This is a genomic window from Nostoc sp. ChiVER01 (genome assembly GCF_034531155.1).
In the GTDB taxonomy this organism is placed as follows: Bacteria; Cyanobacteriota; Cyanobacteriia; order Cyanobacteriales; family Nostocaceae; genus Nostoc.
Map to the genome: position 1 here is coordinate 35196 of NZ_JAVRBS010000009.1, position 14945 is coordinate 50140.

Consider the following 14945-nt stretch of genomic DNA (forward strand, 5'->3'; position numbering starts at 1 on the left):
TAGCGTTAGCTTAAAATAGTACATCCAAACTTGAGTTTTATATTTTATATAAATGTATTAAATCAAATAGAAGAAGTCAGCATAGACTTATGGACATCCTATAAAAGTTTAATCCAAGAAATGCTACCGAATGCTCAAGTGATAGCAGATAGATTCTATGTCATGAAACAAATAAATCAGGAGTTAGACGCCAGAAGAAAACAGGAAAAAAGAATAGCTAATCAAATTAAAAACCGCCAAGAAAGAGAAAAGAAAATAGCTGGTTTAACTTACAGTAAATACCCTTTGTTAAAGAAAAAAGAAAGCTTTAATAGAATTACGCGATCGCAGATTGTACCGCTCCACGCACAAAACCTGGAGGAATCGGTGCAGAAGTTTTTGGAGATGCTCGGCAAGCTGAATCGTGCTTATTTGACCGATTTGGAAGGAAAAGTGCTGAGTCTTTTAGAGTTGGAAATTAGATAGAAGGAAAGCTAGGGATAAGGCAGGGCGATTAAGTCATCGTCAATGAAGTTTGCTGTTCAAGCCGAGTTTGTAAATCTACAATCAGGTTTTCTCCACCGCGTCGAGCTTCCCATACACCAGAATACTGCAAACCTATATTCCACTTTCCTTGCATATAATCTTCATTTTCTGAAACTATGCCTGTATATCTAACTGGTACAGGTGAAGTAATTAAATAACGTTTAGTAAAACTGACAGTCTGCCCAATTACCTCGCCATTGACCTGAGCTTCTCCTAAATAGTTGTCATCCAAAATGGAACCATTGAAAGTATTTCCACTCTGAACAAAGGTTGCTTCAAAGCGACTAGGAATCTCATCTTGCCAGTAAGTTCCTAACCAGTTACCGCTAAGGTCTGCCATATTGTTTCCTAGTAAAGATGTCTATGCGCTCACCCGAATTGAAGTAATTGACGCAGCAGATAGTTTACTCGCTATTGTTAAGCTGAAACTGTCAACCACCTAATTGTATCCTGTTAAAATCCAGGCATTGCGACGTAAAGAGGAAGCTGCTTGATGCGAGTAACCCAAACGCTCACTTGCGGATATGCCTCAAGAGCAATTTGGGCATCACTGGCAAGTTCGATATAGGGATAGCAGGCAACATCTGCGATCGTTGGGTGATTTGTCTCTAGCCAGTCTCGATTCAGAAGATGCTTATCTATCACCTCAAGCGTATATCTTGCCTTTTGCTGTGCGCCTTCTAAATCGATAGGTGTACCTAATAGAAAAAACCGTCGAGCCGCAGATAGACTATTCTGAATTTCATTGGCAGCAGTAGACAACCATTGCAAAACTTTACCCATTGCTTCCGGCTCTGAGGGCAACCAAGATTCTCCGCCATACTGACGAGCTAAGTACACTAAAATAGCTTGCGAGTCACGCAGAACTAGCTCGCCATCAATAAAAACTGGAACTTGCCCAAAAGGGTTAAGTTTTAAAAACTCTGTTGACTTCTGTTCCCCCACTATAAGATCAACCCGGATAATTTCATGTTCTAGCCCCAGCAGGGATAACAAGAGTACAACCTTGTAACAATTTCCTGATAGCTCGTGAGCGTATAATTGCATTTTTGAGAAATTCACTCCTGGAAAGGGAATATAATCTGCATACAAGAAAAACGATTTTACCCAGTGCAATGCTTGCAATAGTTTAACAAAACCGAGGGATGCCCCAACGCCATCATAGAGATTGGGGTGGAAATTTATTTCCAAAGTACACTCAGATCATGCTACAGCTTTATCTTCAAACACTGTCAGTAGACCGAAAAGTTCTGCGATGCCTTCGGCGGGCGTAGCCATCGCTAAAGAAAAGAATAGTAGTCTCTGATACCGTTTTTGGGGAGAATGTAGAAAAGCTGATTTTTGGGACAGATTATAACTAAAACTTATAATCTGTCCCAAAAATCAACCAAAATCAGCCAGATGGTAAACAAACTTCGCAGGCTACCCCATAGTTGCGGTCTACGGTTTGACGTAGAAATTCAAGCATCTGTTTGAGGGTAAATAGATAAGAAAAAACTTGCTTAGAGCTTCTTTTTAAACGGCTAAGATAATGCCATACTAGATAAATCCAAATATTAATAATTAAAAACGCCAAAGCTACAAATAAAAGCCGAATAATGGGATTTTTAATAGTAGTTTTAATCCGGCACTGATTTTTCATTCGATAGCTACTCTCAATCCCAAAGCGAAGACGATAGTCATCATGTATTGAATGTAATGACAGCTTAACTTTATAAACAGGGTAAATAAAAAATTCTCGCCCGTGTGCGCGTCTTTTACCATTTTTATATGTACAAACTATCCACACATGAAAAGTGACTGAGCCATATTTATCGCTGTTTAAAGTGTAAGTTGTTTTATAACTGCGCCGACCTCTAATTAGTTTTCTAGTACCTCCTTGTTTGCCTCGAATAATAACTGGCATTTCAAAGGGAATATCCAAAGCTTGTAACCATCTAATCACTGGCACACAGAAGAATTCCCGGTCTAAATACAATCTTTCAATTTGAAGATTCAAAGGCTCAATCAGAGCTAAAAGATAAGTAATAATTGCTACTAAAGTATTTTGTTGTTGAACAGCTTTAATAGCTAAGGTAACTCGTTTATTCTTTTTAATTACATAGACAGTAGCGTAGGCATAAAAAGAATCCAAATCATTAGTTTTATTTATGTAATATTCGTCAACGCTTTTTCCAAAAACTGTATTATAAAGCACAGCTTTTCAGCCAACAATCAGGTTCCCAGGTATTCATCACACAGCGATCGCAAAACTTTTCGGTCTAATTCTCGAATTGCTCCCATGACATTAACCGGAGGCGGAGCGTCTCCGGCTCCGCACGACCACAACGCCGTTGTCCTGGAACATTCTTGCGTTTTCCTTTTTTACCCCAACCCTTACGACGAATCACACGTAAACTGAACCCGCTCTCATCCCAAAACCATACCTGTAAACGCTCTGGTTGTTCTCTTGCGATTGTTAAATATTGAGTTAGCTTCTTTTGAAAATTGGCTCTTTCAATTGGATTTTGTTTATCTTCTAAACCATATTTATACCAGATATAACTATACTTTTTTCGCTTTAATATCCTTCTCACCTGAGAGCTACTTAAATCAATTCCTGTTTTCTCGGTTAAATATGTGGCTAATCTTTCTGCCGTCCATCTGCCGAAGTCGTAGCCTAAATCTGTTGGTTCTTGGTCAACAGTTTTTAATAATAGTTCAATATATTCAGGAGTCGCTTTTCGGTAATGTTCATACTCTCTTTTATTATGTAGAGTTTCTAGATCATCTGGATCGCCGTGCATACACCAATATGCTACTGTTCTGTGCGAACAGCATAAAAATTTAGCAATTTCGTATTGCGGTTTTCCATCATTCTGTAGGAGAATAATGAGAATTCTTTCCCTGACGTGTGGTTGGTCGCTATCTTTTAGAGCTTGCTGTAGCTTGCTGATTTGTTCTGGTGTTAAAAAGTTCTTGGCTGGCGGCGGCATAGTTGCTTTTCAACGGTTTTCTCTTTTTATTATGCAACTTAAGTGTCGATTAGCTTATTAGCTGTGAATGGGGTTGGCTTGAGTGCTTTTGCATTTTACCAGCACGATCAATACTTACAAGCGCAAATTAACGAACGTCAAAACACAATTCAACATACTTTTACTATAATCCATAATGGTCCTTTGCAAACTCTCGCCTATGGATTAAAGCACATGCGTGCTCAAGACATCCCCTACGAACAACTGGTTGGGCAATTTGAAAAGCTTACAGCATTTACGGCTGTTATGAGGTACAGTAGCAGCAACTGGCAAACCAGTTTCTTAAATGTTGAGGATTTATTAAATCGAGTGCAACTGAGATTAGTTTGTCAACCATTTCTGTTGTAGTTGGAGTGAAACTACGTAAAAAAGATTTAAGTTGTGACCACCATAATTCAATGGGATTAAAATCGGGAGAGTATGAGGATAAACAAAGAACTTTTGCACCGACAGCTTCAATCATTGGCACAATTAAATCTAGTTTATGTGCGGATAAATTATCCATTACTACCACTGCTTCTGACCATAAATTTGGCACTAAAAACTTTTCAACAAACAATTCAAATGCGATGCCGTCTATTGAGTTATTCATTGTCATTAACGCAACTACTTTTTTAATACTAATTGCTCCAATTACTGTAACTTTTGATCCTCTATAAAATGGATTCAGAGAATAGGCTCTTGTTCCCATTTGTGAACGGGCATGAGTCCTCGTTAACCCAAGTAGAATACCAGTTTTGTCCAAAAATACTAAATTTTCTGGTTCTATATGTTTGACCTTTTCCCAATAATCTCTTCTTTTATTTAGGACTCGCTCTGTGCCTACTTGGGTACTCCGAAGAGTTTTTTTTTCCGATTCAATCCTAATTTCTGTAACGCACGACACATTGCACTTCGACCTACCCAATTACCAGTCTTGTCTGCGAATAATTCACACAACTCTATCAATGTTGCATCGGGATGTAATTCAACTAATTCTCTTAACTCTATGTCAGCATTTGTTAGATGACTAAATTGTGGCTTTCCTCGCGGCTTTGGTTGTAAATTTTCTTCAACTTTTTGTTGTTTTACAAGCTTTTGCACTAAACTCTTTGAGACGGAAAATATGTTAGCTACTTTCCTGATTGAGATGTTTTTTTGAAGATGTGCTGCAATTATTTTCTCTCGAAGCTCGACAGAGTATGACTTCATTTAAAGGTATTTATATTTTAATTTAGTGTACCTCATAACAAGCGCAAGTGCTGTAATCAAGAAATTCGAGAAATTGGCGAATTTCTCAAACTCGAAGCCTTAACGAAGGAAGAGAGTTTGCGTTTAGGTAGCGGATTAATACTCGAATTGAACCGACCACTTCACGATTTATTATATGAAGTTTATTCAAGTACGTTAGAACGTCAAGAATTTGAACATTTTAAAACATTAAAAGTCAAAGTTCGTAATTTTGACCCAATTGATGATAAGTATTTAACTAGGGAATATAAACGGGAAATATGTCTATTTTTGGAAGTGACCTACTTTCAGCAGGGTTTACGCACTTGGTTTGAGACTAATGATTCCTGTGAACTGGAGCTAAAATCCACAAACAAGGATTTGGATTGATGACAAACAATCTGTTGCTCTGGTCAAATAATTTGTTGTTCTACAACAAAACAGACTTTTTGTGACTAAATAATACCAATCAATTTGAATTTTCTTTTCGACTTCATACTATTAAAGTCTTTTTCGGACTGTGTTTTTCTTATTAAAAGCTTAATTTAGATTCAGGTGTAGAGCGACGAATTATTTGACCGCAGCGACAAATTATGAGTCAAGTTCTTCATGACTGTAAGCTTTACTGTCAGGGCATCTAATTTTTAAGCTCTACACTAGCAGTTTTAAAGAAACCCACAACTAAGAAACCGGGGTATATCACCGTGACTGATAAGTTCTCTCGCAGTCAAATTCTTAAGGCAAGTGGTGCATTCATTGCTGGAGCCGCCGCCGCCAAGGGTCTTCCCCTTGTTGTTGGTAATGAGCCAGCACAAGCACAGACAATTGGAACATTCGCTGAGGTTCGTGTAGCTTCAAGTAATAATCCTCAAGTTACTATCGTACAGACTAATAATAACGATTTCGCCCGATTGCGGTTCTCGACGTTTGGTAAATCCGCTTGGGATATCGCTACTGGTGGTTCCAACAACGTGATGAATTTCTTTAACCCAGCAGTCAGGGGTAATGTGATGACCTTGACTACAACTGGCAATCTCTCAATCACTGGTGTATTCGCCCAGGGGTCATCCAGAGAATTGAAGGAAAATATTACTGAACTTTCCAGTAAAGAAGCACTTGAGACACTAGCTAACCTAAGCCCTGTCAAGTTCAAGTACAAAGCTGACACAGAAAAAGTACAACATGTTGGCTTTATCGCTGAAGATGTTCCAGAGCTTGTAGCAACCCCTGATAGAAAAAGACTTAGTTCTATGGATATTGTAGGGGTACTAACCAAAGTTGTTCAAGAACAGCAGCAGACAATTTTGGCATTGGCACAGAAAGTAAAAGCTTTGGAGAAACACTAGTATTTTCATACTTTTCTTAAAACTGAACTACTAGTAGCTCATTATTCACTTAGAAATCCAGAATTAGGAGGATCATCATGGCAGTAATTTGGACCCCAGACCCAGGACCAACCAATAGAGCAGATATAGGTACTAGTGATGCCGCTTCTGATAACTTTAATGGTTTCGGTGGAAATGACACCCTTAATGGTGGCGCTGGTGATGACACCTTACGAGGTGGCACTGGCAATGATCTCTTACAAGGTGGCGATGGTATCGACTTTCTATCCGGTGGGAGCGGAAACGATACCATAATTGGAGATCGTGGCAACGATACTTTCACTGGCGGAGCAGGCAACGACCGACTCATCTGGAACAACGGTGACGGTAGCGACAGAATCAGTGGTAATGCTGGTGATGACGTGGTTGAGGTCAACGGTGCCGCAACTGCTGGAGATACCTTCCGCCTAGAACAAGATGCCCAAGGAAGAGCAATCTTTGATCGGCTCAACCTAGTTCCTTTCACCCTGACTGTAGATAGTGCAGAGAGGTTTGAAATCAATGGTGGCGGAGGCGATGACATTCTTGATGTTAACGACCTAGCGGGAACTAGCGTCGGTGCAGTCAGCTTTACAGGCGGTGCTGGCAATGACTCTCTTGATGGTAGTGGCACATCAACACCCTTAACTGCCTCTGGTGGAATTGGTAATGACACCCTAATTGGTGGAACTGGAAATGACACCTTAATTGGTGACGCTGATAATGACTTGCTACGAGGTGGCGATGGTATCGACTTTCTATCCGGTGGGAGCGGAAACGATACCATAATTGGAGATCGTGGCAACGATACTTTCACTGGCGGAGCAGGCAACGACCGACTCATCTGGAACAACGGTGACGGTAGCGACAGAATCAGTGGTAATGCTGGTGATGACGTGGTTGAGGTCAACGGTGCCGCAACTGCTGGAGATACCTTCCGCCTAGAACAAGATGCCCAAGGAAGAGCAATCTTTGATCGGCTCAACCTAGTTCCTTTCACCCTGACTGTAGATAGTGCAGAGAGGTTTGAAATCAATGGTGGCGGAGGCGATGACATTCTTGATGTTAACGACCTAGCGGGAACTAGCGTCGGTGCAGTCAGCTTTACAGGCGGTGCTGGAAATGACTCTCTTGATGGTAGTGGCACAACTACATCATTAAGCGGCTTTGGCGGTAACGGCAGTGACAGCCTCTATGGTGGGGCTGGCAATGACGTCCTTAATGGTGATGCTGGTAGTGATGTCTTAAGGGGTGGCGCTGGTAATGATATCCTAACAGGCGGTAGTGGTAGCGATCGCTTCGTATTCAACTCAGGCGCTCAATATAGTGCTGGTGGTTTAGGCGTAGATGAAATTACTGACTTCAGCCGCAATTTTGACAGAATTGTTCTGTCTCGGACAAGTTTCGTCGGACTCAACAATCTGTCCGATATTAGGATAGTAGCTACTGATGCAGCTGCTGCAACTAGCTCTGGAATCATTACTTACAGCTTTGGAACTGGCAATTTGTACTTCAACCAAAACTTGACATCGCCAGGCTTTGGCACAGGTAGTCTGTTTGCTAACATTGATAACGATAACAATGCATCCACAACACCACCTGTATTAAGAGCTATAAACTTTGAGATCGTTGCTTAATCAAACAGAATCTAAGATATGTCTGCAAGTTTGTAGCTAGATTCCAATAATTGCAATCATCAGCATTGCTAATTAGGGGTCTTGAATCCTCTTTGTACATTATGTGCAAGGAGGATTACAATTTAAACTTCAAAAATCTGCATTGCCGATAAAGCTTTGACTTCTGCATCAGTTAGCCCAATTGAAATTGTTACCTTAGCCATACTTTTAAAGCCTGTAAATATTATGTACATCGCTAGTAGTTCGCCAAGGGAACTTAGCAGGGTAAAGGTTTTAAATCCCTTACCCTTTTCCCTTTTTCCTTTCCCCAGCTCTCACCCAGCATTTTTGGGTTGGCAGAGTACTAGTTCTGGGTTATACCCTTTGCATACAGTTTCTTTGACAGTACTTTTATTACTTACCACGAATTCTGTATAAACAACTTATCAATCTGATATCCGTAGATGAACATGGTCAATCAGGCGACCTCGATGAAATTCCATAGTGTTATCTTGCCTCTAAAAATGAGTCATTCTCTGGTCAACCATTGTTCTGGTTGAGTTGCTGCTCAAGCTGCTCATCCCAGAAGGCGGCTTCTATTTTGTGTCCATCTGGATCGCGCACAAAGCAGCCGTAATACGGCTCACTATAGTCGGGTCTGCCACCGGGGGCACCATCGTCTTTGCCTCCTGCCGCTAATGCTGCCTCATAGAAGGCGTGGACTGCTTCTTTTGTAGGAGCAATAAAACCAATGTGAGTTCCATTGCCAACCGTTGCAGGTTGCCCGTCGAAGGGAGTTCCCACCCAAAATTCGGGATACTGTTTGCCATAGGCGATCGCCCCCGGATGCTCCATAAATCGCTTACAGCCCAATGTTGGCAACACAGCATCATAGAAGGCGATCGCTCGTTCAAAATCATTAGTACCAATCGAAACATGCGAGAGAATGCTGGGATTGTTATCCATGTCGAAATCCTCTATCAGTTGAGGTGGATGTGGATGTGCCAGAGAGCCGATCGGTGATTTGCTGCACCCTAACACAACTTGATGAAACGATTGGATTATAACAGTACTAAAGTACTAAGCCGACTTGTCTTCTTTTGCCTTTTGTTAAGTTACAAGTTCACCCTGTTAGAAGATTTTTCATTTTTTTTCAACGGCATCATGGATGCCTGGCGCTTTAAACTGTTGTAAACCCTTAGCCGGACTGAATGTTAGGTTGAACTTCGCGCAACCGACGTTCCAGGAAACGACGCTCACTGTCATTTGTCACTAATTCTAGTGCCCGTGTATAGCTCTGGGTCGTTTCCTCTAATGCTCCAACACGCCGGAATAAATCTGCACGGGTGGCATGAAAGAGATGATAGCTGTCCAGTTCTGGAGCAAGGCTATCAATCAGTCCAAATGCGGCTTGAGGACTGTCTGCCATTGCGATCGCCACTGCTCGGTTCAAGGCCACAATGGGTGAGGGCTGCAAGCGTTCCAACATCTCATAGAGCCGCACGATCTGCGCCCAGTCTGTTTCTTCGGCGCGGGTTTCCTGACAATGGAGGGCTGCGATCGCCGCTTGCAGAGCATACACTCTGGTTCCAAAGAGCAACGCTTCCTCTACCAGAGGTAACACCTCAGCAATCTGTAGATGTGCCAGTGCCGGGTGACAGCAGGTAAAGATTAATCGCAGGCGATCGTCTCCAATTTCATCACTGTCATAGGTTGCAATACTGCTCGGGTTTTGGATTTTTAACTCGGAGTTGGGTTTGGGGAAAAGGTTAAAGGGTAAAGGTTAAAGGTTTTTTCTTTCCCCTTTTCCCCAAAACCCGACAAGTATTGTCATAGGTTGGTTCTTCAGTGGATGGAATTAAGCCAGATGCCGCATACCACTCCAGTTTTTCGGTCAGTTTCGTGCGTCGTCGGAGGCGATCGATCGCCTTGTACCGGGCAGTTCGGATAATCCAGGCACGGGGACGATCGGGAATACCGTTGCTTTCCCACTGATTCACTGCCGCTGTAAATGCTGCCTGTGCAGTTTCTTCAGCTACATCAAAATCTCCGACCAGCCGAATCAGAATAGCAACAATGCGCCCCCATTCAGTTCGATAAAGGGCAGCAATTGCTTGAGCCACATCTGTTTTTGGGATTGAAGCCATACCTTTGACAAAAAGACTTGAAGAAGAATTCAGAAGTCAGAATTCAAGAGTCAGAATCAAGACGCTCGCGGACTCGCTTTGCGCGTCGCTATCCGCCAGCCGTACAGAATTCATGCTGAATTCTGACTCCTGACTCCTGAATTCTGTTCGATAAAGTTCAATTGTACTAAACAAAATTTTTGCACTCAGGTGTCGATTTGGACAATTCCCGTTCGACTTAATCACAAAGGAGGCAACCGAATGAAATATTTGCTGCTGATTTATATGGACGAAAACGCCATGAGCGACACCGAGCGGGAGCATTGCTATGGGGAATCTGCCCAACTCGCCCAGGACTTGCTCCCCTCAAGGACAATTTCTGGCGACGGCTCCACTTCATCCTGTTGCAACCGCAACCAGTGTCCAAGTCCGTGATGGCAAATCACTCGTGACCGATGGACCATTTGCCGAAACCCGCGAACAATTGGGTGGATTCTTCCTCGTTAATGCTCAGGATTTGGATGAAGCCATTGCGATCGCCACCCGCATCCCAGGTGCAAAAGTCGGCACCGTCGAAATCCGTCCTGTCATCGAAGTTGCGGGACTACCAGCACAGCCCTGACCGTCCTTAACCGCTTGAACTCAAAGAGAACCCTCATGCAAAACAATTCCAAAATCACTCCCTGTTTATGGTTTGATGATCAAGCCGAAGCCGCCGCTCAGTTTTATACATCGATTTTTCGCAATTCCAAAATTGTCCACGTCAGTCGATATGGAGACGCTGGACAGGAAATTCACAGAAAACCAGCCGGAGCCGTCATGACTGTCAGCTTTGAACTTGATGGTCAGCCGTTCACAGCACTCAACGGTGGTCCGACCTTCAAATTTAACGAGGCGATTTCCTTCCAAATCTTTTGCGATACCCAGGCGGACGTGGACGATTACTGGCAAAAATTGTCTGCCGGTGGGGATGAAACCGCACAGCAATGCGGCTGGCTCAAAGACAAATACGGCGTTTCCTGGCAAATTATTCCTCGCATTCTGATTGAGTTACTCAACCACCCCGATGTGGCAACCTCTCAAAAAGTAACCACTACCATGCTGCAAATGAAGAAGATCGAGATTGATGAACTCAAGCGTGTCGCTGCTGATTAGCGGTTCCTTCGGAGTTGCGCTTTACGCTAATCAGCACACCCAACCCAATACTTGTCGGGTTTTGGGGAAAAGGGGAAAGAAAAAACCTTTAACCTTTACCCCAAACCCAATGCCGAGTTGAAAATGCACAAAGCGTTCAGTATTGACACCCAACCCCTCGCAATCTAACTCAAAACCATTCAACAGGAGATTTCACAATGAAAGTTATGGTCTTTGTCAAAGCAACCCAAGACTCCGAAACTGGGGTCATGCCGAGCGAACAGCTTTTAACTGAAATGGGGCAGTACAACGAAGAATTAGCCAGGGCAGGTATCTTGCTCGCTGCTGAGGGGTTTCATCCTAGCTCGAAAGGGGTGCGAGTTCACTTTTCAGGAACCGATCGCACTGTCACCCAGGGACCTTTCACTCCAGCGCCGGAGCTAGTGGCAGGATACTGGCTGTGGCAGGTGAACTCAATGGAAGAGGCAGTTGCTTGGGTAAAGCGCTGCCCTAACCCTATGCCAGGAGACTCCGAGATTGAGATTCGTCCCATATTCGAGGCAGAGGATTTTGATGAAGTCCTGACACCCGCCTTAAGGGAGCAGGAAGACCGCATTCGCGCTCAACTTGAAACGCAGCAGCAAGAGTAACGTCAGCGAAGAGGACAAGGGGCAGGGGGCAGGGGGGAGAACCCCATAAATAAATTTAGTTGCTCTGGAACAAGGACGTATTATTTCTCTCTACGAGACGCCAAAGGCGAACGCGCTTCGCGTCGACGCTCGCGGACTCGCTTGCCGCCGGCGCTATCGAAATAAATGTTTTTACTTGGAGTATAAATAAATTTAGGGGCTTGAAACCCTTGTGGCAGTAGAACTCCAGTATCTTTCTCCCTTGCTCCCTGCTCCCCTGCCTCTTTGGTCATCAGCAACCGCACAAATGATGTTCATGTGCGAACGATCCGCTCATCAAAACGCAGAGTCGATTACAAAAGGAGAAATTAATGCAACTCAATTCTTACCTGATGTTCAATGGCAACTGTGAGGCAGCATTCAAGTTCTACGAACAATGTCTGAGTGGGAAGATAACTATGATGATGACACACAAAGAAGCACCTTCTAACGAAAATGTCTCACCGGAATGGCAGGACAAAATCATGCACGCTTGCCTTGAACTAGACGATCGCCTCCTGATGGGATCTGACTGCCCACCAGGATACTTTGAAACCCCGCAAGGTTTCTACGTACAAATTAGCGTTCCTGAAATCGCTGAGGCAGAACGGCTTTTTCACGCTCTAGCAGAAAACGGCAAGGTAAAGATGGCGATCGCGCAAACGTTCTGGTCATCGCGGTGAAGGCATGTTGACCGATCAATTTGGAACACTGTGGATGATCAACTGCGAACAAACCATCTGAGCCTATATCAACATCTGTCATTCGTCCAAAGTCCAATTGTAAATAACCTGAGTTCAGGATAAGAAATCCTTAAAAGCCTTGAATTATCGTTGTTCGGTCTAAAGCTCTGTTTTCATCTATTGTCAATAAGACATATTGCTGAGATTAGTTTCATTTGTGAACCTTATTGACAAAATGATTCCACTTTTATCCCTGACTCGTGAGAATCAATTGACGAGGCAAGGCAATGACTATGCCTCGTAAGAGCGATGTCTACACGGGCTGCGCCTACGCTACTTCTTCCATCACCAGTAACCATATCCTGTAACCTGTCAAGCCATTTGCTCAAAGTCGCGGATGCCCCACTCAAAAATAACAATCCGGGCAGTCTATTTTGTCCACTAATCTTCTTGATGCCCACCAATTGAGTAATGATGACTTGCTCAAAGAATATATTGCCTAGCCATCTACTGAAGTACTATCAAGCCATCGCAGTATTTGATGCTAGTTCTGCCGAAATGAGATAATGTAGTAATGTAGATTATTTTTGTAATACGTCAGCGAGGAAGAATGATGACTCAATTACTAGCTGTCCGGGTTGCCTTCAAAAACTCAACCAACTCAAGGCGCAGAGATTTTCGTTAAATCCTCCATTTACAGGAATGATACTCGAATTTACAGACACTAAGCTCGACTTTATCCAAAATTAAGAACTTGGTTCTCTTGATACGGCAAAACCCTAGCTTTTTGGCAAAAACTTTTCTCATGTGACTGATTATCGGTGAAATCGAAAAAGTAGAACTACCATCCGACAAAGCTTTCAGCGTCAGCTTGAGCGTTGCAAAAAAATGGATAAAGTCGAGCTTAAGAGACGCTGGATTGCAACGTTTCAACTGTTGGGTGTGAAATGGGAAATTGCGTATTTCTAGGCATTTACAACTGTGGAAAATACCCGATTCAAGTCTAATAAAACATCTTCAAATCCAGGAATCGCTACTGACTGATGTGGTAAAGATATCTGCTTGCTGAGATAATTAAATTCATCTTGAGCATTTTGATACGGTTGGCTGTAACGCTCAAGTTGGCGAATATTTAAGTTGACAATCCAATAATCAGAAATTCCGGCTTCTGCGTAGATTTCTAACTTTGTTGTTTGGTCGTAATTTAAGGTTGAGTCCGAAATTTCAATCACTAAAAAAATATCTTCAGGATAAGGATGATGTGCGAGATAATCTTCATCTTTACCGCGTGCAATCGCCACATCTGGTTCAGGTTCACTTTGCGAAAGCAAAGTAATCGGATCTTGTCCGCGAATCACGGCGCGATCGCCCAACAACCGATCCAATTGGCGGCATAAGATAGAACCGCAGACTGTATGAGGTGTGCCCTTGGCTACCATCTGAATTAGTTCTCCGCGAATCAACTCGATGTGATCGCTCTCCTTTAGAAATTTCAGTTCAATCAGCCGATGATATTCGTCAATAGTAAATCGTTTTGGTGTGACAACATTCATGGGACATCATCGATTTAACTGTTATGTACTTTCTAGCTTACCATCTGTATCCATTAATTTTTCTTGTCAAACGTGTGAGATGCCTGTATCTGTACAGTGACTTTTTATTTGTCGCTATGCCAAATTAATGTCATTGAGGGTGTGAAGCTTGTACTCTCTAGCGTTAAGCTTAGAAGCAGCACAGGGAACTTACAGGCTGTATCAACACAAATTGTCGCAAGCCTAAAGTAGATAAGGCTTAGCTTGATGACACGAATTTGTCTCAACGCCATTTAATTTGTCACTGTACAAAATTCTACTAAAATATTTTTAAAAAAATTAGTAACTTCAATAATCTCCACATCCAGAACATAATGATCGATTCCAGAGTAGGTTTTATACACTTCTGGGACAATCCATTTTTTGGCGATCGCTAAATCAAAAATGGGACTATTTTTATCTATTTTAATCCCCTTCTCAAAGTAAGCGTGAACTTGCATTCCTTGTTTATGCGCTTCAACAATCAACCAATTTAACCATTGCTCTTGAAACTGGTTTTAACAACTTTTATAGCCTAGAGTTTGCTGCATAACTTCGCTATTGTACATCGTACAGCCATTCCCCCAAACACCATGAATAATTGTATTAATTCCTTGAGAGTGATAGTAACGAACTCTTTCACTAATTGTTTGCTCATCGGCATTGTTGGTGATTTGGTAGCGAGTTAAATAAATGCCTCTAATTACTTTTTTCTCCCAAAGAGTTGGAGGTAATGATGCTTTTTGATTTTGTATTGTTTTTACCGAAGCTTGGTTATTATTTAAAATGGGATTGGGAATACTTGAGAGAGAAACAGTAGGGGTTGAAGAAGCAGTTGGAGACGGATTCAAAATTGGAATATTTATTTGTTGGTTCTTAGGTAAAAGCTTGCTGATATCTAGATTTTCTTTCTGACTGAACCACCAATAACCACCTCCTAAAATAACTATGATTACAGAGAAAGGAATATTAGCACATCCACATCCAATTGGCTTTTTTTGGCGCGACATAATATGATGATTGCCTGGTAATTCA

Annotated in this window: 18 protein-coding genes and 2 pseudogenes; 9 read left to right on the forward strand and 11 right to left on the reverse strand. The window is 42.4% G+C overall.

Features of this window, described 5'->3' with window-relative positions; genetic code table 11:
* The first annotated feature begins 30 nt into the window (after positions 1-30).
* Positions 31-465, forward strand: coding sequence for a transposase (locus RMY00_RS14130; protein ID WP_416212063.1), 435 nt, complete (start codon positions 31-33; stop codon positions 463-465).
* A gap of 28 nt (positions 466-493) precedes the next feature.
* On the opposite strand, the gene RMY00_RS14135 is transcribed toward RMY00_RS14130, so the two are convergent.
* The 4 genes and pseudogenes from RMY00_RS14135 to RMY00_RS14150 all read right to left on the reverse strand — a co-directional run.
* Complete coding sequence (locus tag RMY00_RS14135; RefSeq protein WP_322648144.1) at positions 494-865, reverse strand: hypothetical protein; 372 nt, start codon at positions 863-865, stop codon at positions 494-496.
* Between the two features lie 113 nt (positions 866-978).
* Positions 979-1716, reverse strand: coding sequence for a glutathione S-transferase family protein (locus RMY00_RS14140; protein WP_322648145.1), 738 nt, complete (start codon positions 1714-1716; stop codon positions 979-981).
* Positions 1717-1918: 202 nt separating this feature from the next.
* Positions 1919-2722, reverse strand: a complete 804-nt coding sequence (locus RMY00_RS14145) for a transposase (protein WP_322648146.1) — start codon at positions 2720-2722, stop codon at positions 1919-1921.
* A gap of 56 nt (positions 2723-2778) precedes the next feature.
* Positions 2779-3500: pseudogene (locus tag RMY00_RS14150) on the reverse strand (IS630 family transposase); the annotation flags it as partial.
* A gap of 42 nt (positions 3501-3542) precedes the next feature.
* Here RMY00_RS14150 and RMY00_RS14155 point away from each other — a divergent pair.
* Positions 3543-3887, forward strand: coding sequence for a hypothetical protein (locus RMY00_RS14155; protein WP_322648147.1), 345 nt, complete (start codon positions 3543-3545; stop codon positions 3885-3887).
* Here RMY00_RS14155 and RMY00_RS36165 read toward each other — a convergent pair.
* Positions 3784-4425: a transposase gene (locus RMY00_RS36165; RefSeq protein ID WP_416212064.1), complete on the reverse strand. Its 642-nt coding sequence runs from the start codon at positions 4423-4425 to the stop codon at positions 3784-3786. The two genes, RMY00_RS14155 and RMY00_RS36165, sit on opposite strands and share 104 nt — an antisense overlap.
* Positions 4362-4730, reverse strand: coding sequence for a helix-turn-helix domain-containing protein (locus tag RMY00_RS14165; RefSeq protein ID WP_322648149.1), 369 nt, complete (start codon positions 4728-4730; stop codon positions 4362-4364). The genes RMY00_RS36165 and RMY00_RS14165 overlap by 64 nt, the downstream gene beginning before the upstream one ends.
* Before the next feature lie 147 nt (positions 4731-4877).
* Here RMY00_RS14165 and RMY00_RS14170 point away from each other — a divergent pair, with 147 nt between their 5' ends.
* From RMY00_RS14170 to RMY00_RS14180, 3 genes are all read left to right on the forward strand, one after another.
* Entirely contained in the window at positions 4878-5138 is a 261-nt protein-coding gene (locus tag RMY00_RS14170; protein WP_322648150.1) for a hypothetical protein, read from the forward strand.
* Positions 5139-5452: 314 nt separating this feature from the next.
* A complete protein-coding gene (locus RMY00_RS14175; protein WP_322648151.1) occupies positions 5453-6094 on the forward strand; it encodes a tail fiber domain-containing protein in 642 nt (213 codons plus the stop codon).
* Between the two features lie 77 nt (positions 6095-6171).
* Positions 6172-7749, forward strand: coding sequence for a calcium-binding protein (locus RMY00_RS14180; protein ID WP_322648152.1), 1578 nt, complete (start codon positions 6172-6174; stop codon positions 7747-7749).
* Positions 7750-8268: 519 nt separating this feature from the next.
* On the opposite strand, the gene RMY00_RS14185 is transcribed toward RMY00_RS14180, so the two are convergent.
* The 3 genes from RMY00_RS14185 to RMY00_RS14195 all read right to left on the reverse strand — a co-directional run bounded on the left by RMY00_RS14185 (position 8269) and on the right by RMY00_RS14195 (position 9875).
* Positions 8269-8694 carry a VOC family protein gene (locus tag RMY00_RS14185; RefSeq protein ID WP_229500702.1) on the reverse strand — a complete coding sequence of 142 codons (426 nt, stop codon included), beginning with the start codon at positions 8692-8694 and terminating at the stop codon, positions 8269-8271.
* Between the two features lie 232 nt (positions 8695-8926).
* On the reverse strand, positions 8927-9352 hold the full coding sequence (locus RMY00_RS14190) for a hypothetical protein (RefSeq protein ID WP_322648153.1): 426 nt from the start codon (positions 9350-9352) through the stop codon (positions 8927-8929).
* 145 nt (positions 9353-9497) lie between these two features.
* Positions 9498-9875: a sigma factor gene (locus tag RMY00_RS14195; RefSeq protein WP_322648154.1), complete on the reverse strand. Its 378-nt coding sequence runs from the start codon at positions 9873-9875 to the stop codon at positions 9498-9500.
* 307 nt (positions 9876-10182) lie between these two features.
* Here RMY00_RS14195 and RMY00_RS14200 point away from each other — a divergent pair, with 307 nt between their 5' ends.
* From RMY00_RS14200 to RMY00_RS14215, 4 genes are all read left to right on the forward strand, one after another.
* On the forward strand, positions 10183-10476 hold the full coding sequence (locus RMY00_RS14200; RefSeq protein ID WP_322648155.1) for a YciI family protein: 294 nt from the start codon (positions 10183-10185) through the stop codon (positions 10474-10476).
* 35 nt (positions 10477-10511) lie between these two features.
* Complete coding sequence (locus tag RMY00_RS14205; RefSeq protein WP_322648156.1) at positions 10512-11009, forward strand: VOC family protein; 498 nt, start codon at positions 10512-10514, stop codon at positions 11007-11009.
* 197 nt (positions 11010-11206) lie between these two features.
* Positions 11207-11638: a YciI family protein gene (locus tag RMY00_RS14210; RefSeq protein ID WP_322648157.1), complete on the forward strand. Its 432-nt coding sequence runs from the start codon at positions 11207-11209 to the stop codon at positions 11636-11638.
* 350 nt (positions 11639-11988) lie between these two features.
* A complete protein-coding gene (locus tag RMY00_RS14215; RefSeq protein ID WP_322648158.1) occupies positions 11989-12339 on the forward strand; it encodes a VOC family protein in 351 nt (116 codons plus the stop codon).
* 965 nt (positions 12340-13304) lie between these two features.
* Here RMY00_RS14215 and RMY00_RS14220 read toward each other — a convergent pair.
* Both RMY00_RS14220 and RMY00_RS14230 read right to left on the reverse strand, forming a co-directional pair.
* The gene (locus RMY00_RS14220) at positions 13305-13892 is read right to left on the reverse strand and encodes a Uma2 family endonuclease (RefSeq protein ID WP_322648159.1); all 588 of its coding nucleotides are present in this window, start codon (positions 13890-13892) and stop codon (positions 13305-13307) included.
* A 290-nt stretch (positions 13893-14182) separates the two neighbouring features.
* Positions 14183-14920: pseudogene (locus RMY00_RS14230) on the reverse strand (family 10 glycosylhydrolase); the annotation flags it as partial.
* Between the last annotated feature and the right edge of the window lie 25 nt (positions 14921-14945).

Coding starts and splice junctions, on each gene's coding strand:
- RMY00_RS14205 (WP_322648156.1), top strand. CDS start 10,512: ATGCAAAACAATTCCAAAATCACTCCCTGTTTATGGTTTGATGATCAA.
- RMY00_RS14135 (WP_322648144.1), bottom strand. CDS start 865: ATGGCAGACCTTAGCGGTAACTGGTTAGGAACTTACTGGCAAGATGAG.
- RMY00_RS14220 (WP_322648159.1), bottom strand. CDS start 13,892: ATGAATGTTGTCACACCAAAACGATTTACTATTGACGAATATCATCGG.
- RMY00_RS14210 (WP_322648157.1), top strand. CDS start 11,207: ATGAAAGTTATGGTCTTTGTCAAAGCAACCCAAGACTCCGAAACTGGG.
- RMY00_RS14165 (WP_322648149.1), bottom strand. CDS start 4,730: ATGAAGTCATACTCTGTCGAGCTTCGAGAGAAAATAATTGCAGCACAT.
- RMY00_RS14185 (WP_229500702.1), bottom strand. CDS start 8,694: ATGGATAACAATCCCAGCATTCTCTCGCATGTTTCGATTGGTACTAAT.
- RMY00_RS14195 (WP_322648154.1), bottom strand. CDS start 9,875: ATGGCTTCAATCCCAAAAACAGATGTGGCTCAAGCAATTGCTGCCCTT.
- RMY00_RS14215 (WP_322648158.1), top strand. CDS start 11,989: ATGCAACTCAATTCTTACCTGATGTTCAATGGCAACTGTGAGGCAGCA.
- RMY00_RS14180 (WP_322648152.1), top strand. CDS start 6,172: ATGGCAGTAATTTGGACCCCAGACCCAGGACCAACCAATAGAGCAGAT.
- RMY00_RS14200 (WP_322648155.1), top strand. CDS start 10,183: ATGGGGAATCTGCCCAACTCGCCCAGGACTTGCTCCCCTCAAGGACAA.